Source organism: Streptomyces sp. NPDC008313 (assembly GCF_042956125.1).
GTDB lineage: Bacteria > Actinomycetota > Actinomycetes > Streptomycetales > Streptomycetaceae > Streptomyces.
Map to the genome: position 1 here is coordinate 219,374 of NZ_JBIBFR010000010.1, position 22,288 is coordinate 241,661.

A 22,288-nucleotide genomic window follows, 5' to 3' on the forward strand; every position below is an offset into this window, starting at 1 on the left:
GACGGCCCCCGCTTCGTCACGCCGTCACCGCACCCGTCCGCCCACCGCCGTCACCAGTGCCCCGGCCGCGTGCCCACGACCGGCGTCGAGGGCCTGCCGTCCACCCCCACCGGTACCTCCCCGGCGAGCATCACACGGTGCATGATCCGGGGGTGGCCGAGACCGGCGGTGTCGCCGGGCGCCAGATGGATGGTGGCCCGGTTGTCCCAGAACGCCACGCTGCCCGGCTCCCACCGGAAGCGGACGGTGTACTCGGGCCGGGTGGCCTGCCCCAGCAGCATCTCCAGCAGCGCGTCGCTCTCCGCGCGGGACACGTCCGCGATCTGCTCGACGTAGTAGCCGTTGACGAACAGCACCCGCTCGCCCGTCTCGGGATGCACCCGCACCAGCGGATGCTCGGATGCCGTCTGATGGTCCAGCAGATGGCGTACGTACGCGTCGTCGCCGGGCCGCGCCTGGTAGCCGACGCCCAGCCGGTGCTCGGCGCGCAGACCGTCGACGAAGTCCCGTACGGGACGTGACAGACCCGCGTAGGCGGCCGCCAGGTTGGACCAGGTCGTGTCACCGCCGTAGGGCGGCACGGTCTCGGCGCGCAGGATGGTCGCAGCCGGCGGGTCGACGCGGGCACCGTGGTCGCAGTGCCAGCCCCGCAGCAGCGAGTGACGGCGCCGGCGCAGCCACTCGTCGTGGTCCATGCCGTAGCGTCCGCCCAGTTCCAGCCGGTCGGCTGTCGTCTCGACCTCGGGGAAGTCCGGGGGCGAGGCGCTGCCGCGCGACTTGAGGCGCACCGGTTCGCCGAACCGCCGCGCGAGGGCGACGTGCGAGCCGTGGTCCAGCCGCTGCCCCCGGAAGAACACCACCTTCCAGCGCAGCACGGCGGCCCGGATCGCGGCGACCACCGCGTCGTCCAGGTCTCCGGCCAGGTCGACTCCGCCGATCTCGGCGCCGATGTGGCCGGCGGCCGGCCGCACGTCGACCGCCCCGGGACTCTCTGCCGTCATGGGACTCCGTCCGTGGCTCGTCGGGGTGCTCGCCGGCGCTGCCGACGGGCTCAGCATGACCGCTCACGGTCCTGTGCGGAAGATCGCCCCGCCAGCCCTCACCCGGTGCCGCGCGGGACGGCCAGACCGGTGTCGTAGGCCAGTGGTCAACTACCTCGTCGTCGGCGTGATCATCGCCTGCACCGCGGTCACCGTCGTCAACACCCTGGCGATGGCCACGGCCGCCCGGCGCCGCGAGTTCGCCCTGCTGCGGCTGACCGGGACGGCCCGCCGTCAGGCGGCGGGCATGATGCGCCGGGAGGCCCTCACCGTCATCGTGGCCGGAGTCGGCCTCGACACCCTGCTCGCCGCGTTCCCGCTCGCCCTGGTCTCCCTGGCGCTGAGCGGTGTGCCCTGGCCCGCCGTGCCCGCCACCGGCTACCTGGCGATCGCCGGCACCACGGCGGTGCTGGCCGCGGCGGGCGTGATGATCCCGACCCGGCTCCTGCCGCGCATCCCCCCGGTCGAGGCGATCGGCGCCCGCGAGTGAGCGCCGGACCTCCCACCGCCCCGCCCCGGGGCACCGGCGTCAGGACAGCGGGATGACGACCTCGTCCTCGACCGGCGGGTTCAGCTCCTGCTCGCGGTTGCCGGTGGCGGCGTAGCAGCGCAGGCGGACCGCGTCCGGGGTCACGTCGACGCGCAGGAAGCTCTTGAAGAAGGGCGGACTGTAGGTCGCCGAGCCGGGGGAGAAGAGCTGCGTGTACGTCTTGCGGACGGGCAGCCGCACTCGCGCGGTGCGGTCCGGACGGCGCGCCGCGCCGAGCAGGGTCGCGACGAGTCGCCCGCGCCGGGTGACCGGCGTGGGCGGGCCCCCGGTACGGGTGAGCGGGATGCCGAGGCGGCGTGCGACGACCGCGGCCGCCTCGGCCTCGGTGAGCCGGAACAGCCGGCGCAGCCGCGTGCGGCGCGCGTACAGCCCGCTGTAGAACGCGAGGGAGTCGCCGCGCAGCGGGTAGCAGCGGAAGTCGGCCTCGGTGACCCCGGCGACGTCGACACGGGGGATGGTGTGGGTGGCGTGCATGAACGCGCCGCCGCCGCCGCAGACCACGTACTGGACGGTGCGGCCGTCCACGTCCACCGGGTAGCGCTGGTAGTTGTGGATGTCCCCGCCGATCGCGGCGACGTAGTGGTTCTCCGGGTCGCGGACCACGTCGTCGACCGTGCCGCCGCCCTCGATGGGGCAGGGGTGGTGCTCCGCGTCCACGTACAGCGGTGAACCGGTGACCAGGATCTTGGGGACCGGCCCCTTGGAGACCTCACGCAGCCAGCGGCCCTGCGCGGCGTCGACGGTGCCCAGCAGCCCCGTGTCGATGCCGACGATCCGCACCGGGCCGGCGTCGATCGCCCAGTACGGGCCCGGCTGTACGCCCTGCTGGGCGGGGGAGGAGCGCAGCTCGCGCGCCTCGGCGAGGCCCTGCTCGTCGGGGGTGCGCGGGCGGTGCCACAGCAGCGTCCGCAGCCAGGCGCGGGTCAGCGGCCGGGGCCGCGGCGCGGGGGCGGGCGGCGCGGCGCCGCCGAAGGCCCGCATGAAGCCGTGCAGGTCGTCGTACCAGTCGTGGTTGCCGGGTATCGCGTATATGGGCGCCGGATAGTCCTGGTACGGGCGGTAGAACTTCGTCCCGTAGCCGTCGGCGCTGCCGACCGGGTAGACGACGTCGCTGGCCAGTACGGCGAAGTCCGTGTCCTTGGACATCTGGAGGAAGCCGGGCACGACCGCGTACTGGGGGCCGTCGCCCTCGCCGGTGTCACCGATCACCATGAAGGAGAAGCTGTCCGGCCCGTCGCGCCGGATGACCTTGTCGGCGGGCGCGCCCGCGGCCCGGGCCGTCTCGACCCAGCGGTCCCGTGTGGCGCCCGTGGGGTCCCCGAACCAGGAGGCGAGCACGCCGTTGCGGGCGGCCCAGAGCGTTCTCGGGTTGAGCCACGACAACTTCTCGACCTGACCCGGCATCAACTCCCGGTAGCTGCCCGGCTCTTTGCCGCCCCAGCCGGCGCCCTCGGCGGTATCGCGTGAAGAAGGTGACATCGCCGAACCGTAACAACGTCCCCTCCGGCGACGCGACGGGGGCTCGCGTCTCCTGTGCCGGTTCGGTGCGGAAGACGGATGACATCGGTTAAAGCGGGCACGCGGAATAACTGTTGTGGGATCACCGGCGGACGGCACGGCACCGTCCGCCTCCTCCGGTAGCCGCTCGTCAGGGGAGAGCAGATGTCAGTCCTCCAGGGGCCGTCGCGTGCGGACACCCGTCTTACGACCGTCGCGCTCTCCGGCCGCTACCGGCTGGACGCGCTGCTCGGCCGGGGCGGCGCCGCAGACGTCTACCGGGGTGTCGACCTGCGGCTGAGAAGGCCGGTGGCGGTGAAGGTGTTCCGGCCGGGAGGCGACGCGCAGACGGAGGACCGCTTCACCGAGGAGGCCGTCCTGGTGGCCGGGCTGCACCACCCGGGCCTGGTCACGGTGTACGACTCCGGACAGGCGGAGGAGGGCCCGTACCTCGTCATGCAGCTCATAGAGGGACGGACGCTGCGGCAGCGCATCGCCGCGACCCGTCTGGACCCCGCCGAGGCCTGCGCGCTGGCCACCGCGCTGGCCCACGCCCTCGCCCACGTCCACGAGGCGGGGATCGTGCACCGCGACGTCAAGCCCGGGAACATCCTCCTCGACGCGGAAGGCACCCCCTACCTGACGGACTTCGGCATCTCCCGGCTCATCGACAACGCCGCGCAGACCCGGACCGAGGCACTCGTGGGGACCGCCGCCTATCTGGCACCGGAGCAGGTCCTGGGCCGCCCGGCGGGCCCGGCGGCCGACATCTACGCCCTCGGCCTGGTCGTCCTGGAGTGCCTGAAGGGCGAACTCGAGTACGACGGCGCTCCGTTGGAGGCGGCGATCGCCCGGCTGCACCGGCCCCCCGCCCTTCCGGACACCGTCTCCGACGACCTGGCCCGGCTCCTGCGGGCCATGACCGCGCTGAAGGAGGGCGAGCGGCCGGACGCGCACACCTGCGCCGAGGCGTTCACCGCCCTGGCGGCGCACGCGGCCGCGGACGACGCCACCCGCACCGCCGTCCACGCCGTCCCCGCCGCTTCACGCGTCCCGGCTCCGCGCCGCCCCCGGGGACGGGCGCTCGCCTCCGCAGGCGCCGCGGTCGCCGCGCTCCTCGGCCTCACACTGACCGGGTCGGTCGGCGGCCCGTCCACGGGCGGCGCGCAGGCCGCCGGCCCCGCACGGGACACCCAGGGAGCGCCCGACGCGGACCCGCCGGTCACCGGGACCCAGCCGCCGGGCACGGGCGGCTCACGGACCGCCACGGCCACCACGGCCGGTACCGGGCACGGAGACCGTGCGGAGACGGTCGCCCGGGCTCGGACAGCCGTCGACCGAACCACTCCCGCGACACACGGGAGCGGCCCGGCGGGGACGAACGCGGACCACGCGGCGAAGGACGGGCCGCGGGGCCGCGCGAAGGGCGGGGCGGACGGCGACGCGGCGGGCAACCCCGCTTCCGAAGGGAAGCCCGCGCGCCACAGGGCCCCCGGGAAGCAGGGCAAGCACCGCTGAGCCCGGCACGATCCGAGCGCGAGGCCCGGGTTCAGTCCTTCAGCCGGTCGATCTGCCGGATCTTGTTCGTGGCGTCGAGTGCGGCGACCTTGTAGGACTCGGCGAGGGTCGGGTAGTTGAACACCGCGTCCACCAGGTAGTCGACGGTGCCGCCGCACCCCATGACGGACTGCCCGATGTGGATCAGCTCGGTGGCACCCGTGCCGAAGCAGTGCACGCCGAGGAGGGTGCGGTCGTCCGGCGAGACCAGCAGCTTCAGCATGCCGTGCGAGTCGCCGATGATCTGCCCTCGCGCCAGTTCGCGGTAGCGGGAGACGCCGACCTCGAACGGCACGCGGTCCTCGGTGAGCTGGTCCTCGGTCCGGCCGATGAAGCTGATCTCCGGGATGGTGTAGATGCCGATCGGCTGGAGGTCGTGCATCCGGTGCACCGGTTCCCCGCAGGCGTGGTACGCCGCCGTACGGCCCTGCTCCATGGACGTGGCGGCCAGCGCCGGGAATCCGATGACGTCGCCCACGGCGTAGATGTGCGGCACGGCGGTGCGGTAGTGCTCGTCGACCGTGATGCGGCCGCGCCGGTCGGCGGAGAGACCGGCCTTGTCCAGATCGAGTTCGTCGGTCAGGCCCTGCCGCCCCGCCGAGTACATGACGGCGTCCGCCGGGATCTTCTTGCCGCTCTCCAGGACGGTGAGGGTGCCCCGGGCGTGGCGCTCGACCGCGGCGACGGTCTCGCCGAAACGGAACGTGACCGCCAGCTCGCGCAGGTGGTACTTGAGCGACTCGATCACCTCGACGTCGCAGAAGTCGAGTATCCCGGCCCGCTGCTCCACCACCGTGACCTTGCTGCCGAGCGCGGCGAACATGGAGGCGTACTCCATGCCGATGACCCCGGCGCCGACGATGACCATGGACCGGGGGACGCGCTCCAGATCGAGGACGTTGTCGGAGTCCATGATCGTCCGCTCGTCGAACTCCACGCTCGCGGGCCGGGCGGGGCGCGTGCCGGTCGCGATCACGATGTGCTCGGCGCTCAGCAGCTTCTCGTGGCCGTTCGGCTCGGTGAGGGCGACGGTGTGGTCGTCGACGAAGCGGCCGGTGCCGGCGAAGAGGGAGACGTGGTTGCGGGAGAGCTGACTGCGGATGACGTCGACCTCCCGGCCGACCACGTGCTGGGTGCGCGCGATCAGGTCGGCGACGGTGATGTCCTCCTTGAGGCGGTAGCTCTGGCCGTAGAGATCGCGCTGGGTGAGGCCGGTGAGGTAGAGGACCGCCTCACGCAGCGTCTTGGAGGGGACGGTCCCGGTGTGCAGGGAGACCCCGCCCACCATGTCGGGACGGTCCACGACGGCGACCCGGCGGCCGAGCTTGGCCGCGGCGATGGCGGCCTTCTGTCCCCCGGGACCTGATCCGATGACGAGCATGTCGAAGTCGGGCACCACCGGAGTCTGTCATCAGGAGCCGTCCCCCGGAAGGGTGAACGGGAGATCGCCGCCCAGCCTGAACGCCGGGCGGCCTATTCATGTGCCGGTCCGCCGGCCGACGGGCTACTGTGGCGTCCGTTCAGGTGCGAAGGTTGCGGCTCCTTCTCCTCTCAAGAGAGCAACACGGGTTCGAATCCCGTCGCCGGCTCCGGCCGGTGTCGTCCAGCGGCCCAGGACATACGCCGCCACCGGTCTTGATCTCTGAACACCGACGCGCGGGCCGTCCGCCCGGGGGAACCGGGCGGACGGCCTCGTCGCGCCGACAGCCCGGTCCGCTCGTAGGCTGGCCTTCTCGGGGCACGTAGTGAAGGACTGCCATGCCCCGAACCATCTGGTCAGGTGCCATCAGCTTCGGCCTGGTCAACGTGCCGATCCACGTGCTCGGCGCCACCGAGGACCACTCCATCCACTTCCACCAGTTCCACCTGGAGGACATGGGCCGGGTCAGGGTGCGCAAGTACTGCGAGATCGAGGACCGGGAGGTCACCCAGGACGAGATCGGCAAGGGGTACGAGGTCGCCCGGGACCAGGTCGTCGCCGTGCTCGACGAGGAACTGCGGGAACTGCCCCTGCCGACGGCGAAGGCGATCGAGATCGAGGCGTTCGTGCCGGCCGACAGCATCGACCCCATCCGGGTGGGCGAGGGCTACTACCTCCAGCCCGACGGCCAGGTCGCGGCCAAGCCGTACACCCTGCTGCGCAAGGCCCTGGAGCGGAACGCCAAGGTCGCCGTCGCCAAGTTCGCCTGGAGCGGCCGCGAGCGGCTGGGGCTGCTGCGTGTGGTGGACGACGTGATCGTGCTGCACGCGATGAAGTGGCCCGACGAGATCCGCGACCCCGTCGAACTGGCGCCGCCCGAGGTGGAGTTGTCCGACTCGGAGATCGAGGAGGCGCAGCACCTCATCGACCGGATGACGCGCGACGACCTCGCGGGCGACGAGTTCACCGACCAGTACACCGAGGCCGTCGCGAAAATCATCGAGGCGAAGCGTACGGGGGAGCGGCCGCCGGAGACGGCCGAGGAGCCGGCACCGGAGGGCGGTCAGGTGGTCGACCTGATGGCGGCCCTGCAGGAGAGCGTCGCCAAGGCGCGGACCTCGCGGGGCGAGGATGCCGAGGCGCCGGAAGGAGCCTCCGCGAAGAGCGCGGCCGGGGAGACGGCGGCGAAGAAGACCGCGGCGAGGCCGGGCGCGGCGAAGAAGGACGGGGCGAAGAAGGCCGCGGGCAAGAAGGCGGCGGCCAAGAAGACGGCGGCGAAGAAGACCCGGCGCAGCGCCTGAGCGGTCCCGGCCCGCCGTCCTCCGTGTCTTGGCTTAAGAGCGGTTTAAAGATGCATTAAGTGATCCGGCCATTCCGTGTCGTGGTGCAATCACCGCAGGTCAGAGGCGAGTTGAGTACATCTCGGACACTTGGCCCGGCCATCCGTCGTGCGTAGCATCAGGGCCCTTCGGCGGAGACCGACGCAAGCGAGAGAGCGCTCTCAACGGATGCGCTCGGGGGTGTCGCCTGCCGGTCCCGTCGACGCAGAGCCCTGAAACTCCCCACAGACAAGGTGTGTTCAGCCCATGGCCGCTCATCGCGCACGCCGGTGGTCACTAGGCGGACTGGTGTTCCTGGTCACCGCCGCCGTGGTCACCGCGGTTCTCCTCACCACGTCCGGTCCCGGCACCCCCCGGGCCGACGCCGCCACCACCGCGCAGTCCTGGTCCGACGACTTCGACGGAGCCGCCGGCAGCGCCCCCGACTCCTCCAAGTGGACCCTGGAGACCGGCGGTTCGGGCAACGGGAACCATGAACTGCAGTACTACACGAAGAGTTCCGACGACGTTGCCCTCGACGGTGACGGGCACTTGGTGATCACCGCCCGGAAGAACGGCGACTCCGGCCTGAAGTGCTGGTACGGCACGTGCCAGTACACCTCGGCCCGCCTCAACACGGCCCGGACCTTCACCCAGGCACACGGCCACTTCGAGGCCAGGATCAAGATCCCGCGCGGGCAGGGCATGTGGCCGGCGTTCTGGATGCTGGGCGACGACCTCGGCAGCACCGGATGGCCGGGCAGCGGCGAGATCGACATCATGGAGAACGTCGGCAAGGAACCCGGCACCGTCCACGGCACGATCCACGGCCCCGGCTACTCCGGGGCGGGCGGCATCGGCGCGGCCCACACGCTTCCCGGTGGCAAGGCGTTCGCCGACGACTTCCATGTCTTCGCCGTCGACTGGAGCCCGTCCGCGATCAAGTGGTCGGTGGACGGCACGACCTACGAGACCCGCACGCCCGCCGACGTGAACGGCAACAAGTGGGTCTACGACCACCCCTTCTTCATGATCCTCAATCTGGCGGTCGGCGGTGACTGGCCCGGCAGCCCGGACTCGGCCACCTCCTTCCCGCAGAAGATGATCGTCGACTACGTCCACGTCTCCGGCTCGGACGGCACCGCGGGCTCCGGGAGCGGCACCGCAAGGAGCGGAGCCATCAAGGGGATCGGCGGGATGTGCGTCGACGTCGCCAACGCGTCGAGCGCCGACGGCACCCCGGTCCAGCTGCACGGCTGCAACCAGGCCGACGCCCAGAAGTGGACGTTCGCCGCCGACGGCACCGTACGCGCGCTCGGCAAGTGCCTTGACGTGAAGGGCGGCTCCACCGCCGACGGCGCCGCCGTCCAGCTCTACACGTGCAACGGGACCAAGGCCCAGCAGTGGGTCCACACCGACGCCCACGACCTGACGAACACCGGCGCGGACAAGTGCCTGGACGCCAAGGACAAGTCCTCGGCCGACGGGACCCGGCTGCAGATCTGGTCGTGCGGCGGCGGCGCCGACCAGAAGTGGACCGTCGGCTGATCCCACCCGGCCCGCACGCCTCCCCCTCACCGGCCCACCCCCACCCCATCCCTCTCCACCTCCCCCCATCCCCACCTCCCTCCATCCCCACCTCCCTCCATCCCCACCTCCCTCCATCCCCACCTCCGGCCCTGCCCCGCTGGTCCGGAGGACGAGCACCGAGGAGCATCCGCACATGACGCCCCGTCACCAGCGCAAACTGACCCGCCGCAAGGTCCTCACCGCCCTCGGCGGGGTGGCCGTCGCCGCCCCCGCCATCGCCGTGATCGCCCCGCACGCCCTGGCCGGGACCACGTCCGACAGCGACTCCACCAGGGCCGCCGGCTCGCTCCCGCTGACGATCGCCAACCACACCGGCTCGTTCGGCAACGGCTCGGTCCACCTGTACATCGTCGGCAACCAGGACGGGAAGCAGGTCCGGGTCACGCCGGACGGCACCCTGGCCCCGATCGCGCTCTCCGACAACGGCGCGGACGGATTCACCGACTACGCGATACCGCTGTCCGGCAGCGGCGACACCACGCTGTCGCTGCCGCGGATGTCGGGCCGCATCTACGTGGCGCTCGGCGAGAAGCTGAAGTTCAAGGCCGTCGCGGACGGCAACGGCAACCCGGCCCTGCAGTACCCGGCGGGCTGGGTGAAGTCGGACCCCAACTACTCCGTCCTGCACGACTGCGCCGAGTTCACCCACAACGCGGCGGGCATGTTCTGCAACACCACCATGGTCGACATGTTCAGCGTGCCGATGAACATCCGGCTCACCGGAGCCAAGGACCAGACCACGGGCACGGTGCGCGACGGCGGGCGCGCGGCCGCGTTCGCCGCGGTCAAGGCGGTCGCCGAGTTCGCCCCCCTCGTCGTGGACGACGTGCGGATCATCGCCCCGGGCCACGGCCTGGACGCCGGCCTCTTCGCCAAGGACTACTTCGCCCCGTACATCGACGAGGTGTGGAGCACCTACACCGGCAAGGACCTCAAGGTCACCACCAACGCCGGTACGTTCACCGGGCGGGTCCGCGGGGAGAAGCTCACCTTCACCGGCCCGGCCTCCGTGTCCTTCAGCAAGCCGTCCACCCGGGACGTGCTCTTCTGCGACGGCAACCTCGCCGCGCCCAACGACGGCACCACCGGTCCCGTCGCCGCCGTCCTCGGCGCCGGTTTCAACCGCTCCACGCTGATCAGCAACCCCGCCCAGCCGACCACCGAGGCCGCGGACTTCTACCGCGGCGCCCTGACCAACCACTACTCCAAGGCGATCCACGCGGCCACGAAGGACGGCAAGGCGTACGGCTTCGCCTTCGACGACGTCGCCGACTTCGCCTCGTACATCCAGGACACCGCGCCCACCGGCATCACGCTCACCTTGTCCGCGTTCTGAGCGGTCCGTCCCGGCAGCCCGCCCCCGGGCCCCGGTTCCCCGGCACACCCACGGGGCCAGGTCCGGGGGCGGGCCCGGGCCCGGGGAGGCGGTGGCGGACCGTCACCGGAGCTCGCCGTCCGTGCCCGCGTGCGCGTCACGCCGCCCCCACTGATCGATTCGCGCCGCCGTGGAGCCGGGCATAACGTCGACACAGTGACGCCGACGCCCAGACCGGCCGTCGAGCACACGCACAGCCCTCCGGGCGAATCCCATGACGGACGCGCACACGACATCCACCAAGACTGCCGAGTCCCCGCAGCGGAGCCGAGGCAGCGGTATCGCGCTCCTCGTCATCGCCTCCTGTCAGCTGATGGTGGTCCTCGACATCACCATCGTGAACATCGCCCTGCCGCACATCCAGAAGTCGCTCGGCTTCTCGACCGAGAACCTGTCGTGGGTGATCAACGCCTACACGCTGACCTTCGGCGGTCTGCTGCTGCTCGGCGGGCGGCTCGGCGACATCCTCGGCCGCCGCCGCGTGTTCATGTTCGGCGTGCTGCTCTTCGTGTTCGCCTCGCTGCTCGGCGGACTCTCCCAGGAGGCCTGGCAGTTGCTCGCCGCGCGCTCCCTGCAGGGGGTCGGCGGCGCCATCGCGTCCCCCACGGCGCTCTCGCTGATCACCACGACGTTCCGCGAGGGACCCGAACGCAACAGGGCGTTCGGTGTGTTCGCGGCCGTCTCGGCGGGCGGCAGCGCGATCGGTCTGCTGGCCGGCGGACTGCTCGTGGAATGGCTCGACTGGCGCTGGGTCCTGTTCGTCAACATCCCCATCGGCCTGATGATCGTGCTCGCGACCCCCCGCCACATCCGCGAGTCGGAGCGGCACCCCGGCCACTTCGACCTCCTCGGAGCGCTCACGTCGACGCTCGGCATGGTGCTGCTCGTCTACGGGTTCATCCGCGCCTCCAAGGACGGCTGGAGCGACCGCTGGACCGTCGCCGCCTTCGTGGCGGCCGTCGTCCTGCTCGCCCTCTTCATCGCCGTCGAGCGACGGTCCCGGCAGCCCATCACGCCCCTGTGGATGTTCCGCGACCGCAACCGCGCCGGTGTCTACGCGATGATGCTGAGCCTCGCGGCGGCGATGTTCGGGATGTTCTTCTTCCTGACCCTCTTCGTGCAGAACATCCTCGGCTTCAGCCCGCTGCGCGCCGGTCTCGGCTTCCTGCCGGTCAGCGCGATCATCGCGGTCACCGCGGGATTCGCCTCCCAGATGCTGCCCAAATGGGGCCCCAAACCGTTCATGGTGACGGGTGCCGTACTGGCCGCGGCCGGACTCGGCTGGCTGACCCTGACCGACGTCGACAGCACCTACCTGGGCAGCATCCTCGGACCGATCCTGGTCTTCGGCTCCGGCATGGGCATGCAGTTCGTGTCGCTGACGCTGATGGCCGTCTCCGGTGTCCGGCCGCAGGAGTCGGGCGCCGCCTCCGGAATCCTCAACACCACCCAGCAGGTGGGCGGATCGCTCGGACTCTCCGTCCTGGTCACCATGTTCGGCACGGCCAGCCGCAACGAGGCCACCGACCTTCTGCCCCGGTTCATGGCCGAGGCGACCCCCGCCGAGCGCCTCCAGTTCCGCAGGACCGGACAGCTGCCCGGCCACTGGGGCGACCAGGTGCTGACCTCCGGCATCTCGAGCGCGTTCGTCGTCGCCGCGCTGTTCGCCGTCGTGGCGGCGCTGGTCGCCGTGCTGGTCATCCAGGTGCGCCCCAGCGACCTGGAGCGCCTCCAGGGCGGAGGGGGCCTCGCCCCCGTACCGGCGGGTGCCGCTGAGGACGCGGGCGGTACCACAAGCGGCGGGGGCGGCGGGAAGTCTCCCGGCGCGCCACCGGGCCGGGCGTCGCGGGCCCGCGAGGGGCCGGGCGCGGACGACGGCTGAGCGGCGCGGGCCGTCACATCCCGGACGGCCTCAGTTCGGCCAGCAGCAGGGTCCGGTCGTCCGCGGTGTCCCCGCCCCGCACCTGGTGCAGCAGCAGGTCGCACAGGGACTGCAGGGAGTCCTGGTCGGCGCGGCACGTCAGCTTCTCGGAGCCCGCGTCGAGCGCCCCGGCGAGGCGGGCGATCCCCTCGTCGATGTCGAAGCCGCGCGTCTCCACCAGACCGTCGCTGTAGAGCAGCAGAAGCGTCGGCTCCCGCACGTCGAGCACGGTCGGCTCGCAGTTCCAGGAGCCGAGCCCGAGCGGCAGACCCGCACCGCGCAGCGCCACCGGCGCGCCCGGCGCGTTCGGGCCGCGGACGAGCGGTGGTGGGTGGCCCGCGCCGACGAGCGTGCAGGTGTGCCGCTCCGCGTCCCACTCCGCGTACATGCACGTGGCGAAGGAGGCTCCGGGGGTGTCGGCGGCCAGCGCGTCGAGACGCCGGATGAGATCGACCGGCCCGATGTCGAGCCCGGCGAGGGTCCGCACGGCCGTCCGCAGCTGGATCATGGCCACGGCCGACTCCGGGCCGTGACCCATGGCGTCGCCGACGATCAGCCCGACCCGCCGGCCCGGCCGCCGCAGGACGTCGAACCAGTCACCGCCGATGATGTTGTCCTCGCCCGCCGGAAGATAGCTGTGGGCGATCCGGCACCCCGCGAAGGACGCGCCGGTCGTGGGCAGCAGGCTCCGCCGGATCGCCAGCGCCGTACGCCGCTCGCGTTCGTAGCGGCGGGCGTTGTCCAGCGCGACACAGGACCGGACGGCGAGCGACTCGACGGCGGCGACGTCCCCGGGTGCGAACGGCGGCCGCTCAGGGCCCCGGGTGCAGGCGATGAACCCCACGGGGGTGCCCTGCAGCCGCATCGGGACGATCAGGAAGGAGGCCGAACGGAGCAGGGCGCCGATGCGGACGTCCTCGGCGGCCGTGGCGGCGAGCCGGTCGGAGGTGTGCGAGTCGACCGCGTCCAGGAGCTGACTGCCCCCGGTGGCCAGGGCGCGCGCGTACGGGGTGTCACGGGGGAAGACGACCACCTGGCCGACGGGTAAGGCGCCCTCCCCGTCCTCGTGGCCGTGCGCCCCCACGCGCAGGGCCAGCCGCCGCGCCTCTATCTGCGGAGGGTCGGCCGAGACGTGCGCGTTCTCCTCGACGAGCCACCGCTCCAGCAGATACACCGAGGCCGCGTCGGCGAAGTCGGGGGCGAGCGCGCGCACGACATGGCCGCCGGTCAGGGTCAGGTCGAGCTGCGAACCGATGGCGTCGGCGGCCAGGGAGGCCGGCCCGTCGCGCCGGGGCGCGTCCGCCGGGCCGTCCCCGCTCTCTTCGTGGGCGTCGCTGCGCAGGGTCGTGCCTTTCACTGGTCCGGTGCGGCTTTTCGGCCCGCATCCTGCCATCCGGAGGAGGCGCTCTCCGTCGTGTCCAAGTGCGCGGGATTATATGATGTTGTATCAAGTGCCTTTCAAGTGTGGGGAGTTGGGATGACGGAACCCGAGGCTGTCGAGCGGGGTGCCGATCCGGACAAGGCGAGCGTCGCCCGGATCTACGACGCGGCACTGGGCGGAGAGCACAATTTCGCCATAGACCGGGAGGCGCTGGCCGCCGTCACCGCGATCGACCCCCAGGTGCGCACCCTGGCCCGCGCCAACCGCGCCTTCCTCGGCCGTGCCGTCCAGCACCTCGTCCGCGCCGGCGTACGGCAGTTCATCGACCTCGGGTCGGGCATCCCCACCCAGGGCAACGTCCACGAGGTGGCCCGGACCGCCGCGCCCGGCTCACGGGTCGTCTACGTCGACAACGACCCGGTGGCCGTGGCGCACAGCTCGTCCCTGCTCGCCGACAACCCCGACGCCGCCATCGTCGGCGCCGACATCCGCCGGCCCGCCGACGTGCTCGGCTCGCCCCAGGTGCGGCGGCTGATCGACTTCGACCGGCCCGTCGCCCTCCTGATGATCACCATCCTGCACTTCATCACCCCCCAGGAAAACCCGGCCGGCCTGGTGGCCACCTTCCGCGACGCGCTCCCCGGGGGCAGCTGGCTCGCCCTCTCCCATGCCACGGACGAGGACCGCCCCGACACGGCCGCCGCCGTGAGCCAGCTGTACCGGTCGAAGGCGACCTCCCCGGTCACCCCGCGTTCCCGCGAGGAGATCACCGGCTTCTTCGACGGCTTCGAACTGCAGGAGCCGGGCCTGGTCCACCTGCCCCTGTGGCGCCCCGGCCCGGACGACGAGGTCCCGGACAACCCCTCCGAGTACTGGGCGTACGCGGGACTGGGCCGCAAGATGTCGTAGCCCGCCCTGCCGCCCTGCCGCCCTGCCGCCCTGCCGCCCTGTCGCCCTGCCGTCGGTCGGGCCGCCCTCCGCGTCCGGACCGGCCACAACCGCGCGCCGTCCGCCCCACCCGGCTGGAACCGGCCCGTCGCGGGATGTGAGGCTGAACCGCATGACGTCCCGTCCCGCGCTGCCCGTACGCCTCCTCTGCGCCGCCTGCGCCCTCCTCGTCCCGCTCACCGGATGCGGCGGCGGGGAGAGCGGTCACCGGCCGGTTCCCTCCCGTGCGGGCACCTCCGCGGCGCCGGAGCCCGGCGACCCCGCCGCGAGCCGCGCGCCCGCCCCGGGAAAGGGGTCGAGGGACCCCGACGACATCAACGGCGACGGGCACCGGGACCTCGTCGTGCCCGTCTTCGACGGCACCGACCCCGACTACCTCGCGGGCGACCAGCGGATCGCCGTGATCTACGGCTCGGCGAAGGGACTCGACCCCTCCACCCGCACGGTCCTGGGACGCCGTGACCTGGGCCTTCCCGAGCCGCCGAAGGACGTGGCGGGGCGGAGCCGCGACAGCGTCTCCGCGTACGCGCTGGAGACCGCCGACCTGGACGGCGACGGCTACCCCGACTTCGTCGACACCGTCACCGGCGAGGTCGCCCAGGACCGGCAGGTCTCCGCGCGGCGCACCGTCCCCTACGTGACCTGGGGCAGCGCGGAGGCGCCCACGGGCGAGACCCCCGCGACCCCGGTGACCCTGCCCTTCGGCGTCTCGGCTCTCGGTCTGGACTCCCTCGTACGGGGCGACTTCGACGGGGACGGCCACCACGACCTCGCGGGCCTCGCGCTCAACCGGTCGTCCATGGTGGTCCTCTACGGTCCCTTCACCCGATCAGGGGACCCCGCCCGCACCGACACCAGCCTTCCGTGGACGGACGGCCACCTCACGGCCGACGCCGTCGACCCCTCCGGGAAGACCCGTGCGACCTCCCTGCTGGTGCACCGGGCGAGCGACGGGGAGCAGTCCGGCAACACCCTCTACCGGGCGCGCCCGGGCTCCCCTCTCCCGGCCCACGGCACGGAACTGCGCCGCGGCGGCGCGCACGCCTTCGGTGACTTCGACGGCGACGGCCGGCGTGACGTGGCCGTGGGGGACGACGGCAGCCGCAACGACGAGCCCGGGTACGAGACGGAGCCCCCCGAGGTCGACGGATCGCTCGCCGTCTACCCGGGCAGCGGCGCCGAAGCGGTCACCCACCGGCTGCCGCGGGCACCGAAGGGCGCCGCCACCGACTACGGCCCCGGCGGGTTCGTGGCCGCCGACCCGGACGGCGACGGACGCGACGGCATCCTGGTCGCCACGTACGAGGGCGCCACCCTCATCGACGGGGACCGGCGCACCGACGTGCGGCGTGAGGGGCCGGCCCGCGCCGACGGCGGGAAGATCCGCGCGAGGTGGCGGCGCGCCCGCCCCGTGGACGCGGCCGACTTCGACGGCGACGGCCACGACGAACTGGTCCTCGCCTGGGCCGCCGACGCACTGTTCGGCTTCTACGGCGAGAACCCCACCCACTGGTGGATCACCGACGGCACGACGGACCGGGACCGGACGTCCTTCCGGACGACCGGATTCGCCGGGCCCGCGGGCTGAGCGCCGACCCGCCCGGGCGGAACCCGCCCGGGCATTGCCGCGCCCTCGGTCAGGGCTTCACCGCGACCGCGCCGAACTGCGGCACAACCACGGGGGAGGACTCCTCGGCACGCCACTGGGAGCACGCCACCAGACCGGGGTCCAGGAGGTCGAGGCCGTCGAGGAAGGAGGCGACCTCCGCCCGGCCGCGAGCGGTGATCGGCGGAGTGGCGTTCTCGTTCCAGAACCTCATCGCCTCGACGTTGCCCTCGCCGCCCAGATCGGCGTCCGTGGTGGGGTGGGTCAGCACGAGGTGACTGCCCGAGGGGACCGCCGCCATGACACGGCGGACGATGTCGCGGGCACGGTCGGTGTCCAGGACGAAGTTGAGGATGCCCAGCATCATCACGGCGACCGGCCGGCCGAAGTCCAGGGTCGTGGCCGCCTCCCGGACGATGGCGTCCGGGTCGTGCGCGTCGGCGTCGATGTAGTCGGTGGACCCCTCGGCGGTACTGGTCAGCAGGGTGCGGGCGTGCGCGAGCACGATGGGGTCGTTGTCCACGTACACGATCCGGGACTCGGGCGCGACCCGCTGGGCGATCTCGTGCGTGTTGTCCACGGTCGGCAGCCCCGTGCCGATGTCCAGGAACTGGCGGATCCCGCGCTCGTCGGCCAGCAGCCGCACCGCGCGCCCCAGGAAGTCCCGGTCGGCGCGGGCCACGTCCCGGATCACCGGGAACATCGACGCGACCTGCTCGCCGACCCGCTCGTCGACCTCGTAGTGGTCCTTGCCGCCCACCCAGAAGTTCCAGACCCGGGCGTTGTGCGCCACCGAGGTGTTCAGTCTCCCCGCCACGCCCGACGGCTGGTTGTCACTCACGTCTTTCCCCTCCCCGCGCCCCGGAGGGCGTCGTGGGTACAGCGGCCGCCGCGGCGGCACCGGATCATCCCCGTGATTCTGTCGGATCATCGTCACGGCCGCCGCCGATACGGCGTGATCCGGCGCCGCCGTTCCACCGCTGGAACGTCTGTGTCAGCCGGCGCAGCGGAGAACCCTCGCGTCCGGCGGCCCCGCCCAGCGCCGGGAGCGCCGCGCCGCCGCCCGACCTGCTCTCGGCCAGGGCGGCATGGGCGAGCTCCGCCGCCTCCCGGTAGAGGTCGCGCGACCTGGTCATGGCCTCCAGCGCCTCGGCGTACGCCTCCACCTGGGCGCGGGCGTGCGCCAGTTGCTCCTCCACCGTCCACAGATGCCAGTTGTCCCGCAGCGCCGTGACCGGCTCGCGGGCCCGGTCCGGCAGAGGACGGGGCAGCGCCGCGTACTCCACGATCTTGCCGAGCAGCTCCGCCGGCTCGGAGCCGTCCAGGAACACACTGCGTACGGTGAAGTCCTGCACGTCGAACCCGGACGGGGCGGGCGCGCACGGCAGGATGACGGCGCCACCGCGCGGCACCCGCACCCCCAGGTCGTACAGCGCCCAGTTGACGGCCTGGAAGCGCTCGGGGGCGGCCCGGTGCTCCACGACGCGGTGGCGGAGCCCCGGCGGCAGCAGCCGGGCCAGGGGGAGACGGCCGCGTTCGTCCGGAGTCATCGCCTCGTGGACGACGACGTTGATGCTCCAGCTCTGCTGGGCGCACTCCTTGAGCAGCCGGCGCAGTACCTTGTCGTCCTGCGGCAGCGCGTTGGTGTCGCGCAGCCGCAGACCGGCGACGGCGTCGTGGTCCCAGGACACGTCGGCCCTGTCGGGCCAGAAGACGGTGGCAGGCGAGGGCCACGACGGGTCCCAGGGCAGGTCCGCCTCGGCGGCCAGCACCCAGTCCCACTCGGCGTCCGCGCCGTCGTGCGCGTCGAGCGTGAGCCGGGCGCGCACCGTGATGCCGTCGACCGCCCGCCAGCGGGCCTCGAAGACATGGGCGTGCCGGTGGGTGGAGGGCTCCACCTCCAGGAAGCTCTCGATCGTCTCGCCGGCCCGCAGCGCCCGCAGGTGCTCCCTGAGGATGTCCTGCGGGGCGGGCCCGACGTGGCGCCCGCGCGTCAGCCAGACCGAGTCCGGGATCGTGTCGGGGGCGGTGGGGGGCTTGGCCATGGGTCACTCTGTCGGTGGGAGGCGGTGGACGTCGTCACCCCAGTATGGACAGTGCAGGTCGCGACCCGTGAACCGAGGTCGCCCGCGCGCCGCCGGGCGCCCCTCCCGCCCGGCCCGCGCCGGGCCGCGGTCATACCCCCGTGCGGCCGCCCGGGTTGACGCGAGCCGTCCGCCCAGAGGGCCGGGGAGCCCGCGCGACGCCGGGCCCCGTCAGCCGGCCGCCGGCGCTTGGCAGGTCGAGCCCGGCGGGCAGAACCAGAGCGCCGCCGTGTCCACGAGCTCCCGCTCGTCGTCGCCGCCGTCGTCGTCCGCGCCGTAGGCCACCAGCGCGTACCGCTCGCCGTCCGCGGCCTCGAAGCGGTGGTCGATCACGTGCCGGGTGGTGCCGGCGTTCTGCTCGCCCGCGACCTCGTCGGCCCGGTACTCGTGCTCGGCGGCCTGCCCAGGGTCGCCCGGCACCTCCTGGAGCGAGATCATCGCGTACCCGTCGAGCCGCTTCGCCTCCTTCTGCGCCGCCTGCAGCGAGGCGTAGGGGGAGGTCTCCATCAACTGGAACACCTGCAGCCGCCGGATGCCGCCCGGGTCGCGGTAGGAGACCACCCTGATGCCGTACTGCGACTTCAGGCTGTCGCGCTCCCAGCCGTCGGGCAGTGCGATACGGAAGCCCTCGGGGTCCTGGTACTCGTGGTAGCCGTCGGGGAGCGCGGCGGCCGACTCCCCCGACGTGTCCTCGTCGGCGCCGTCGGACATGTCGTCGGACGCGTCGCCCGACGGTGTCCCGCCGGGTGTGGCCGCCTCCCCGCCGCCGCCGTCGGCCGACGCGTCCTGCCCGCTGGTGGCCGGTTCGCGGTAGGGCTCCGGCTCGTCCTTCCAGCCCAGCGCCCAGACACCGAAGCAGAGACCGGCCGCGGCGAGCACCGCCGCCGCCCGCAGCCGGATGTCCCGCTGGCGCCGGACGTCGAGGTACTGGTCGACGGGGAAGACCCGCTCGTGCGGCGACCCGGCCCACTCCTGCCGCTCGCTGTCGAACACCTTCATGGCCGCGGGCCTCCGTGTCGCCGTACTGCGCTCGTCATCGACTGGTCGTTCCGTCCCTCGTCACAGAAGCTGGGCGATGCCCTGGACGACGGCCGTGGCCGAGGCGACCGCCCCCGCCGCCGCGGCCTGCGAACCGAGCCACCGCCGCACCCCTGCCAGCAGCCGGGTCAGCCGCGCCGGGGCCACGGCCCCGGCCCGGACGATCTCGGCCTCGGTGTCGGCCAGTTCACCGTCGAGAGCGGTGTCCTCGGTGCTGCGGTCCGCCGAGGGCAACTGCCCGCGCAGCGCGCGGATGGCCTCCAGCAGCTCGCGGTGCGCCGCGTCGGGTCCGGTCGAGGTGGTGTTGACGGAGTTCGCGACGCCGTGGTCACCGGTGGCGACGGAGCCGCCGCTCATCGAGCCGATGCTCACCCCGCCGTGTCCGGTGCCACCCCGGCCCTCGGTCTCGTGGCCGTCGTGTTCCGCGCTGCCGCTCATGGTGAGAAGCCCTTCGTGTCGGGTGCCGGATGGCCGGTGTCTAGTGGGAACCCGCGTGCGGGGGCCCGGGGTTGGTCGTGTGCGAGGCACTGCCGTGGCTGCCGGTGGAGACCGCGCCGCCCGACATGTCGTTGATGAACACGCCGCCCCCGCTGACCTGGTAGACGTGCTGCTCGAACTCGTCCGTCCGGTAGCCGTGTTCCTTGAGGGCCTGGCGCACGCCGTTGACGATGCGTTCCTCGACCGTCTTGATGTAGCGGTCGGCGTCCATGTTCTGGAACGGCGACAGGGCGGTCCCGGCGGCCAGTTGCCGCAGTGACATGCGGGGCACGTCCGGCGTCCGTTCGTCGGCGGCGTTCGCGGTGAAGGCGCTCGCGACCGTGGCCAGCGCGCCGATCCCCGTGCTCAGCCCGATGGCCGGTCCGTCGCGCAGGGCGCGCAGGGCGCCGCGGCCCCAGGTCTCGGGAAGCTTCTCCACCATGGCGTCGACGGCCTTGAAGTCCGCCCGGACAGGGCCGAGTACATGCGGCGCCACCTCCAGCACCAGCATTCCGCCCTGGGTGTGGACGCGGACCAGCACGGTCACCACGACCTGCTCGTGCCAGGCGCCGATCCTGATCCGCAGGAAGACGCGGCGGCCCTCGCCGCCCTCGTCGACGGCCTCCCGGAGGTGGGCGTCGACCTGGACGGGGTCGTACACGCAGGTGCCCGGGCCCGGGGGCGCGCTGCCCGGCGGCAGGGCCGGCGCGGAGTCCGCGCCGACGTGCAGTTCCTCGCCGCGGCCGACCCCGCCCGGCAGGTACACGAACCGGTCGGTCTCCAGCCGGCTGAGCCGGTCCTTGCCGGTGAGCGCGGCGGACTCGCGCAGCCGCATCAACTGCGGCTCGATCATGGCGAGGACGCCCGAGGCGGTGAGCTGCCCGGTCTTCTGACGTGGCAGCGGAGCGCCGTTCGCGTCCGGGCCGGGGGAGGGGACGCCGGGCTTCCCCGGGGGCAGCCTGCGCAGCTCCATCGCGAAGGACCAGGACTTGCGTCGGGTGCCCATCCCGACGAACGGGCTGTCCACGTCGTACAGGGTGAGCGCCGCCTCCTGCTCGCGGCGGATGTCACGGATCAGATCCTCGTACAGCGGTCCCGGCGGCAGGGCGGGCTGGGTGGCCTCGGGGAAGGTCCAGCGGGCCAGCCAGCGGCACAGCGCGCGCCGCTGCGTGGTCTGGTGCCACCAGGCGATCATGGCGATGAGCAGCGGGAAGATCAGGGGGTACGGGGTCTGCACATCGCCCCGGACGCCGCCGACCACGAACCAGTACCAGTACATCAGGGCGAACACCGTGGCGCCGAGGACGGCCATCCGGCCGACGCCGTCCGCCGCCTTCGCCACCGGGTCGGGCAGTCCCGCCTGCCATCCCCCGGAACCCGCGCCGCGCAGCGCGTTCGCGAACCAGAGGCAGAGGGTGACCAGGGCGTAGAGCAGCGACGGCGGCAGGGGCAGTCCGGCGGCGAGCTTCTCGTCGCCCTGGAAGAACGCGGTGAACACGTCGCCGAAGCCGACGTCCGCGCCGTCGCCCCAGCGGTCCGCGACGCCGTCCCAGAACATGACCACGTCGGACAGCACGAAACCGCACCAGGCGGCGAGCATCAGTGCGGCGGTCCGCGACTCCTGCCGGGTGACGCGCAGCGCGTGCGCGAGCACGGGCAGTACGTCGAAACCCAGCGGAGGGGCCACGGGCCGCTCCCTGTGCTCGACCAGTTCGTCGACGACCCGGCGCCGGAAGGCGGCGTCCTGGTAGACACCGGCGCACAGCAGCCGGGTCGCCTCCGTGAGGCTGAAGCGGTGCTCGGGGAGGCTCGAATCGGCCACGTCGCTCCCGTGTGTCGAAGTAGGGACACGGAAACTAACGGACCGTCAAACACTTGCGCTGGTTAAAACAGATCTGTCGCCCGAAAGGGTGAATTTATGGGCTTCACCGCCCTGCCGGGCTCCTCATGAAAGACAGCCGATGTGCGCGAGGGCCTGCTTGAGGAGCACGCCCCGCCCGCCGGGCATCTCGTTCTGGACCATCGGTGACGCGGCCTCCTGAGGGGTGACCCAGACCAGGTCGAGCGCGTCCTGCCGGGGACGGCAGTCACCGGCGACCGGCACGATGTAGGCGAGCGACACGGCGTGCTGGCGCGGGTCGTGGAACGGGGTGACGCCCTGCGTCGGGAAGTACTCGGCGATCGTGAACGGCTGCAGCGAGGCGGGCACCCGGGGCAGCGCCACCGGGCCCAGGTCCTTCTCCAGATGGCGCAGCAGGGCGTCCCTGACCCGCTCGTGGTGGAGCACACGGCCCGAGACGAGGGTCCGGCTGACCGTTCCGTCGGGCCCGATGCGGAGCAGCAGGCCGATACCGGTGACTTCGCCGGCGTCGTCGACACGCACGGGCACGGCTTCTACGTACAGGATCGGCAGGCGCGCGCGGCTCGACTCGAGTTCGTCGGAAGTCAGCCAGCCGGGCGTGGTTTCGGTCGCGTCAGACATTTG

18 protein-coding genes are annotated in these 22,288 nt (G+C 72.6%); 8 read left to right on the forward strand and 10 right to left on the reverse strand.

Annotated features, from left to right (window positions below; genetic code table 11):
• Positions 1-50: 50 nt before the first annotated feature.
• Positions 51-1,001 carry a TauD/TfdA family dioxygenase gene (locus ACFY93_RS15990; RefSeq protein WP_391358528.1) on the reverse strand — a complete coding sequence of 317 codons (951 nt, stop codon included), beginning with the start codon at positions 999-1,001 and terminating at the stop codon, positions 51-53.
• Positions 1,002-1,143: 142 nt separating this feature from the next.
• On the opposite strand from ACFY93_RS15990, the gene ACFY93_RS15995 reads away from it, so the two are divergent.
• Positions 1,144-1,530, forward strand: a complete 387-nt coding sequence (locus ACFY93_RS15995; protein WP_391358531.1) for an FtsX-like permease family protein — start codon at positions 1,144-1,146, stop codon at positions 1,528-1,530.
• 39 nt (positions 1,531-1,569) lie between these two features.
• On the opposite strand, the gene ACFY93_RS16000 is transcribed toward ACFY93_RS15995, so the two are convergent.
• The gene (locus tag ACFY93_RS16000; protein ID WP_391358533.1) at positions 1,570-3,069 is read right to left on the reverse strand and encodes a metallophosphoesterase; all 1,500 of its coding nucleotides are present in this window, start codon (positions 3,067-3,069) and stop codon (positions 1,570-1,572) included.
• A 183-nt stretch (positions 3,070-3,252) separates the two neighbouring features.
• Here ACFY93_RS16000 and ACFY93_RS16005 point away from each other — a divergent pair, with 183 nt between their 5' ends.
• On the forward strand, positions 3,253-4,605 hold the full coding sequence (locus tag ACFY93_RS16005) for a protein kinase (protein ID WP_391358536.1): 1,353 nt from the start codon (positions 3,253-3,255) through the stop codon (positions 4,603-4,605).
• 31 nt (positions 4,606-4,636) lie between these two features.
• Here the strand turns inward: ACFY93_RS16005 and sthA are convergent, their stop codons facing one another.
• Positions 4,637-6,040: a Si-specific NAD(P)(+) transhydrogenase gene (sthA, locus tag ACFY93_RS16010; RefSeq protein WP_391358539.1), complete on the reverse strand. Its 1,404-nt coding sequence runs from the start codon at positions 6,038-6,040 to the stop codon at positions 4,637-4,639.
• 362 nt (positions 6,041-6,402) lie between these two features.
• On the opposite strand from sthA, the gene ACFY93_RS16015 reads away from it, so the two are divergent.
• The 4 genes from ACFY93_RS16015 to ACFY93_RS16030 all read left to right on the forward strand — a co-directional run bounded on the left by ACFY93_RS16015 (position 6,403) and on the right by ACFY93_RS16030 (position 12,230).
• Positions 6,403-7,365 carry a Ku protein gene (locus ACFY93_RS16015; protein ID WP_391358542.1) on the forward strand — a complete coding sequence of 321 codons (963 nt, stop codon included), beginning with the start codon at positions 6,403-6,405 and terminating at the stop codon, positions 7,363-7,365.
• A gap of 285 nt (positions 7,366-7,650) precedes the next feature.
• Positions 7,651-8,931, forward strand: a complete 1,281-nt coding sequence (locus ACFY93_RS16020) for a family 16 glycosylhydrolase (RefSeq protein ID WP_391358545.1) — start codon at positions 7,651-7,653, stop codon at positions 8,929-8,931.
• A 175-nt stretch (positions 8,932-9,106) separates the two neighbouring features.
• Positions 9,107-10,309: a beta-1,3-glucanase family protein gene (locus ACFY93_RS16025; RefSeq protein ID WP_391358548.1), complete on the forward strand. Its 1,203-nt coding sequence runs from the start codon at positions 9,107-9,109 to the stop codon at positions 10,307-10,309.
• 253 nt (positions 10,310-10,562) lie between these two features.
• Positions 10,563-12,230, forward strand: coding sequence for an MFS transporter (locus ACFY93_RS16030; protein ID WP_391358551.1), 1,668 nt, complete (start codon positions 10,563-10,565; stop codon positions 12,228-12,230).
• Between the two features lie 13 nt (positions 12,231-12,243).
• Here ACFY93_RS16030 and ACFY93_RS16035 read toward each other — a convergent pair whose 3' ends face one another.
• Positions 12,244-13,626, reverse strand: coding sequence for a SpoIIE family protein phosphatase (locus ACFY93_RS16035; RefSeq protein WP_391358554.1), 1,383 nt, complete (start codon positions 13,624-13,626; stop codon positions 12,244-12,246).
• 120 nt (positions 13,627-13,746) lie between these two features.
• Between ACFY93_RS16035 and ACFY93_RS16040 the strand changes: the two genes are divergently transcribed.
• Together ACFY93_RS16040 and ACFY93_RS16045 are read left to right on the forward strand one after the other, a co-directional pair.
• Positions 13,747-14,559 (forward strand): SAM-dependent methyltransferase, encoded by an 813-nt coding sequence (locus tag ACFY93_RS16040; protein ID WP_391358556.1) that lies wholly within the window; start codon positions 13,747-13,749, stop codon positions 14,557-14,559.
• 151 nt (positions 14,560-14,710) lie between these two features.
• The gene (locus ACFY93_RS16045; RefSeq protein ID WP_391358559.1) at positions 14,711-16,186 is read left to right on the forward strand and encodes an FG-GAP repeat domain-containing protein; all 1,476 of its coding nucleotides are present in this window, start codon (positions 14,711-14,713) and stop codon (positions 16,184-16,186) included.
• Between the two features lie 49 nt (positions 16,187-16,235).
• Here ACFY93_RS16045 and ACFY93_RS16050 read toward each other — a convergent pair whose 3' ends face one another.
• The 6 genes from ACFY93_RS16050 to ACFY93_RS16075 all read right to left on the reverse strand — a co-directional run bounded on the left by ACFY93_RS16050 (position 16,236) and on the right by ACFY93_RS16075 (position 22,285).
• Complete coding sequence (locus tag ACFY93_RS16050) at positions 16,236-17,045, reverse strand: SAM-dependent methyltransferase (RefSeq protein ID WP_391358562.1); 810 nt, start codon at positions 17,043-17,045, stop codon at positions 16,236-16,238.
• Between the two features lie 64 nt (positions 17,046-17,109).
• Positions 17,110-18,249, reverse strand: coding sequence for a hypothetical protein (locus ACFY93_RS16055; RefSeq protein WP_391358564.1), 1,140 nt, complete (start codon positions 18,247-18,249; stop codon positions 17,110-17,112).
• Positions 18,250-18,459: 210 nt separating this feature from the next.
• On the reverse strand, positions 18,460-19,287 hold the full coding sequence (locus ACFY93_RS16060; RefSeq protein WP_391358567.1) for a hypothetical protein: 828 nt from the start codon (positions 19,285-19,287) through the stop codon (positions 18,460-18,462).
• 60 nt (positions 19,288-19,347) lie between these two features.
• Entirely contained in the window at positions 19,348-19,764 is a 417-nt protein-coding gene (locus tag ACFY93_RS16065) for a hypothetical protein (RefSeq protein ID WP_391358568.1), read from the reverse strand.
• Between the two features lie 40 nt (positions 19,765-19,804).
• Positions 19,805-21,625: a hypothetical protein gene (locus ACFY93_RS16070; protein ID WP_391358571.1), complete on the reverse strand. Its 1,821-nt coding sequence runs from the start codon at positions 21,623-21,625 to the stop codon at positions 19,805-19,807.
• 123 nt (positions 21,626-21,748) lie between these two features.
• Positions 21,749-22,285, reverse strand: coding sequence for a DUF4916 domain-containing protein (locus tag ACFY93_RS16075; protein ID WP_391358573.1), 537 nt, complete (start codon positions 22,283-22,285; stop codon positions 21,749-21,751).
• Between the last annotated feature and the right edge of the window lie 3 nt (positions 22,286-22,288).

Excerpts from the sequence above, each read along its gene's own strand:
- ACFY93_RS15990 (WP_391358528.1), bottom strand. The coding sequence starts at position 1,001 with ATGACGGCAGAGAGTCCCGGGGCGGTCGACGTGCGGCCGGCCGCCGGC.
- ACFY93_RS16000 (WP_391358533.1), bottom strand. The coding sequence starts at position 3,069 with ATGTCACCTTCTTCACGCGATACCGCCGAGGGCGCCGGCTGGGGCGGC.
- ACFY93_RS16005 (WP_391358536.1), top strand. The coding sequence starts at position 3,253 with ATGTCAGTCCTCCAGGGGCCGTCGCGTGCGGACACCCGTCTTACGACC.
- ACFY93_RS16015 (WP_391358542.1), top strand. The coding sequence starts at position 6,403 with ATGCCCCGAACCATCTGGTCAGGTGCCATCAGCTTCGGCCTGGTCAAC.
- ACFY93_RS16020 (WP_391358545.1), top strand. The coding sequence starts at position 7,651 with ATGGCCGCTCATCGCGCACGCCGGTGGTCACTAGGCGGACTGGTGTTC.
- ACFY93_RS16025 (WP_391358548.1), top strand. The coding sequence starts at position 9,107 with ATGACGCCCCGTCACCAGCGCAAACTGACCCGCCGCAAGGTCCTCACC.
- ACFY93_RS16030 (WP_391358551.1), top strand. The coding sequence starts at position 10,563 with ATGACGGACGCGCACACGACATCCACCAAGACTGCCGAGTCCCCGCAG.
- ACFY93_RS16040 (WP_391358556.1), top strand. The coding sequence starts at position 13,747 with ATGACGGAACCCGAGGCTGTCGAGCGGGGTGCCGATCCGGACAAGGCG.
- ACFY93_RS16045 (WP_391358559.1), top strand. The coding sequence starts at position 14,711 with ATGACGTCCCGTCCCGCGCTGCCCGTACGCCTCCTCTGCGCCGCCTGC.
- ACFY93_RS16055 (WP_391358564.1), bottom strand. The coding sequence starts at position 18,249 with ATGGCCAAGCCCCCCACCGCCCCCGACACGATCCCGGACTCGGTCTGG.
- ACFY93_RS16060 (WP_391358567.1), bottom strand. The coding sequence starts at position 19,287 with ATGAAGGTGTTCGACAGCGAGCGGCAGGAGTGGGCCGGGTCGCCGCAC.
- ACFY93_RS16065 (WP_391358568.1), bottom strand. The coding sequence starts at position 19,764 with ATGAGCGGCAGCGCGGAACACGACGGCCACGAGACCGAGGGCCGGGGT.
- ACFY93_RS16075 (WP_391358573.1), bottom strand. The coding sequence starts at position 22,285 with ATGTCTGACGCGACCGAAACCACGCCCGGCTGGCTGACTTCCGACGAA.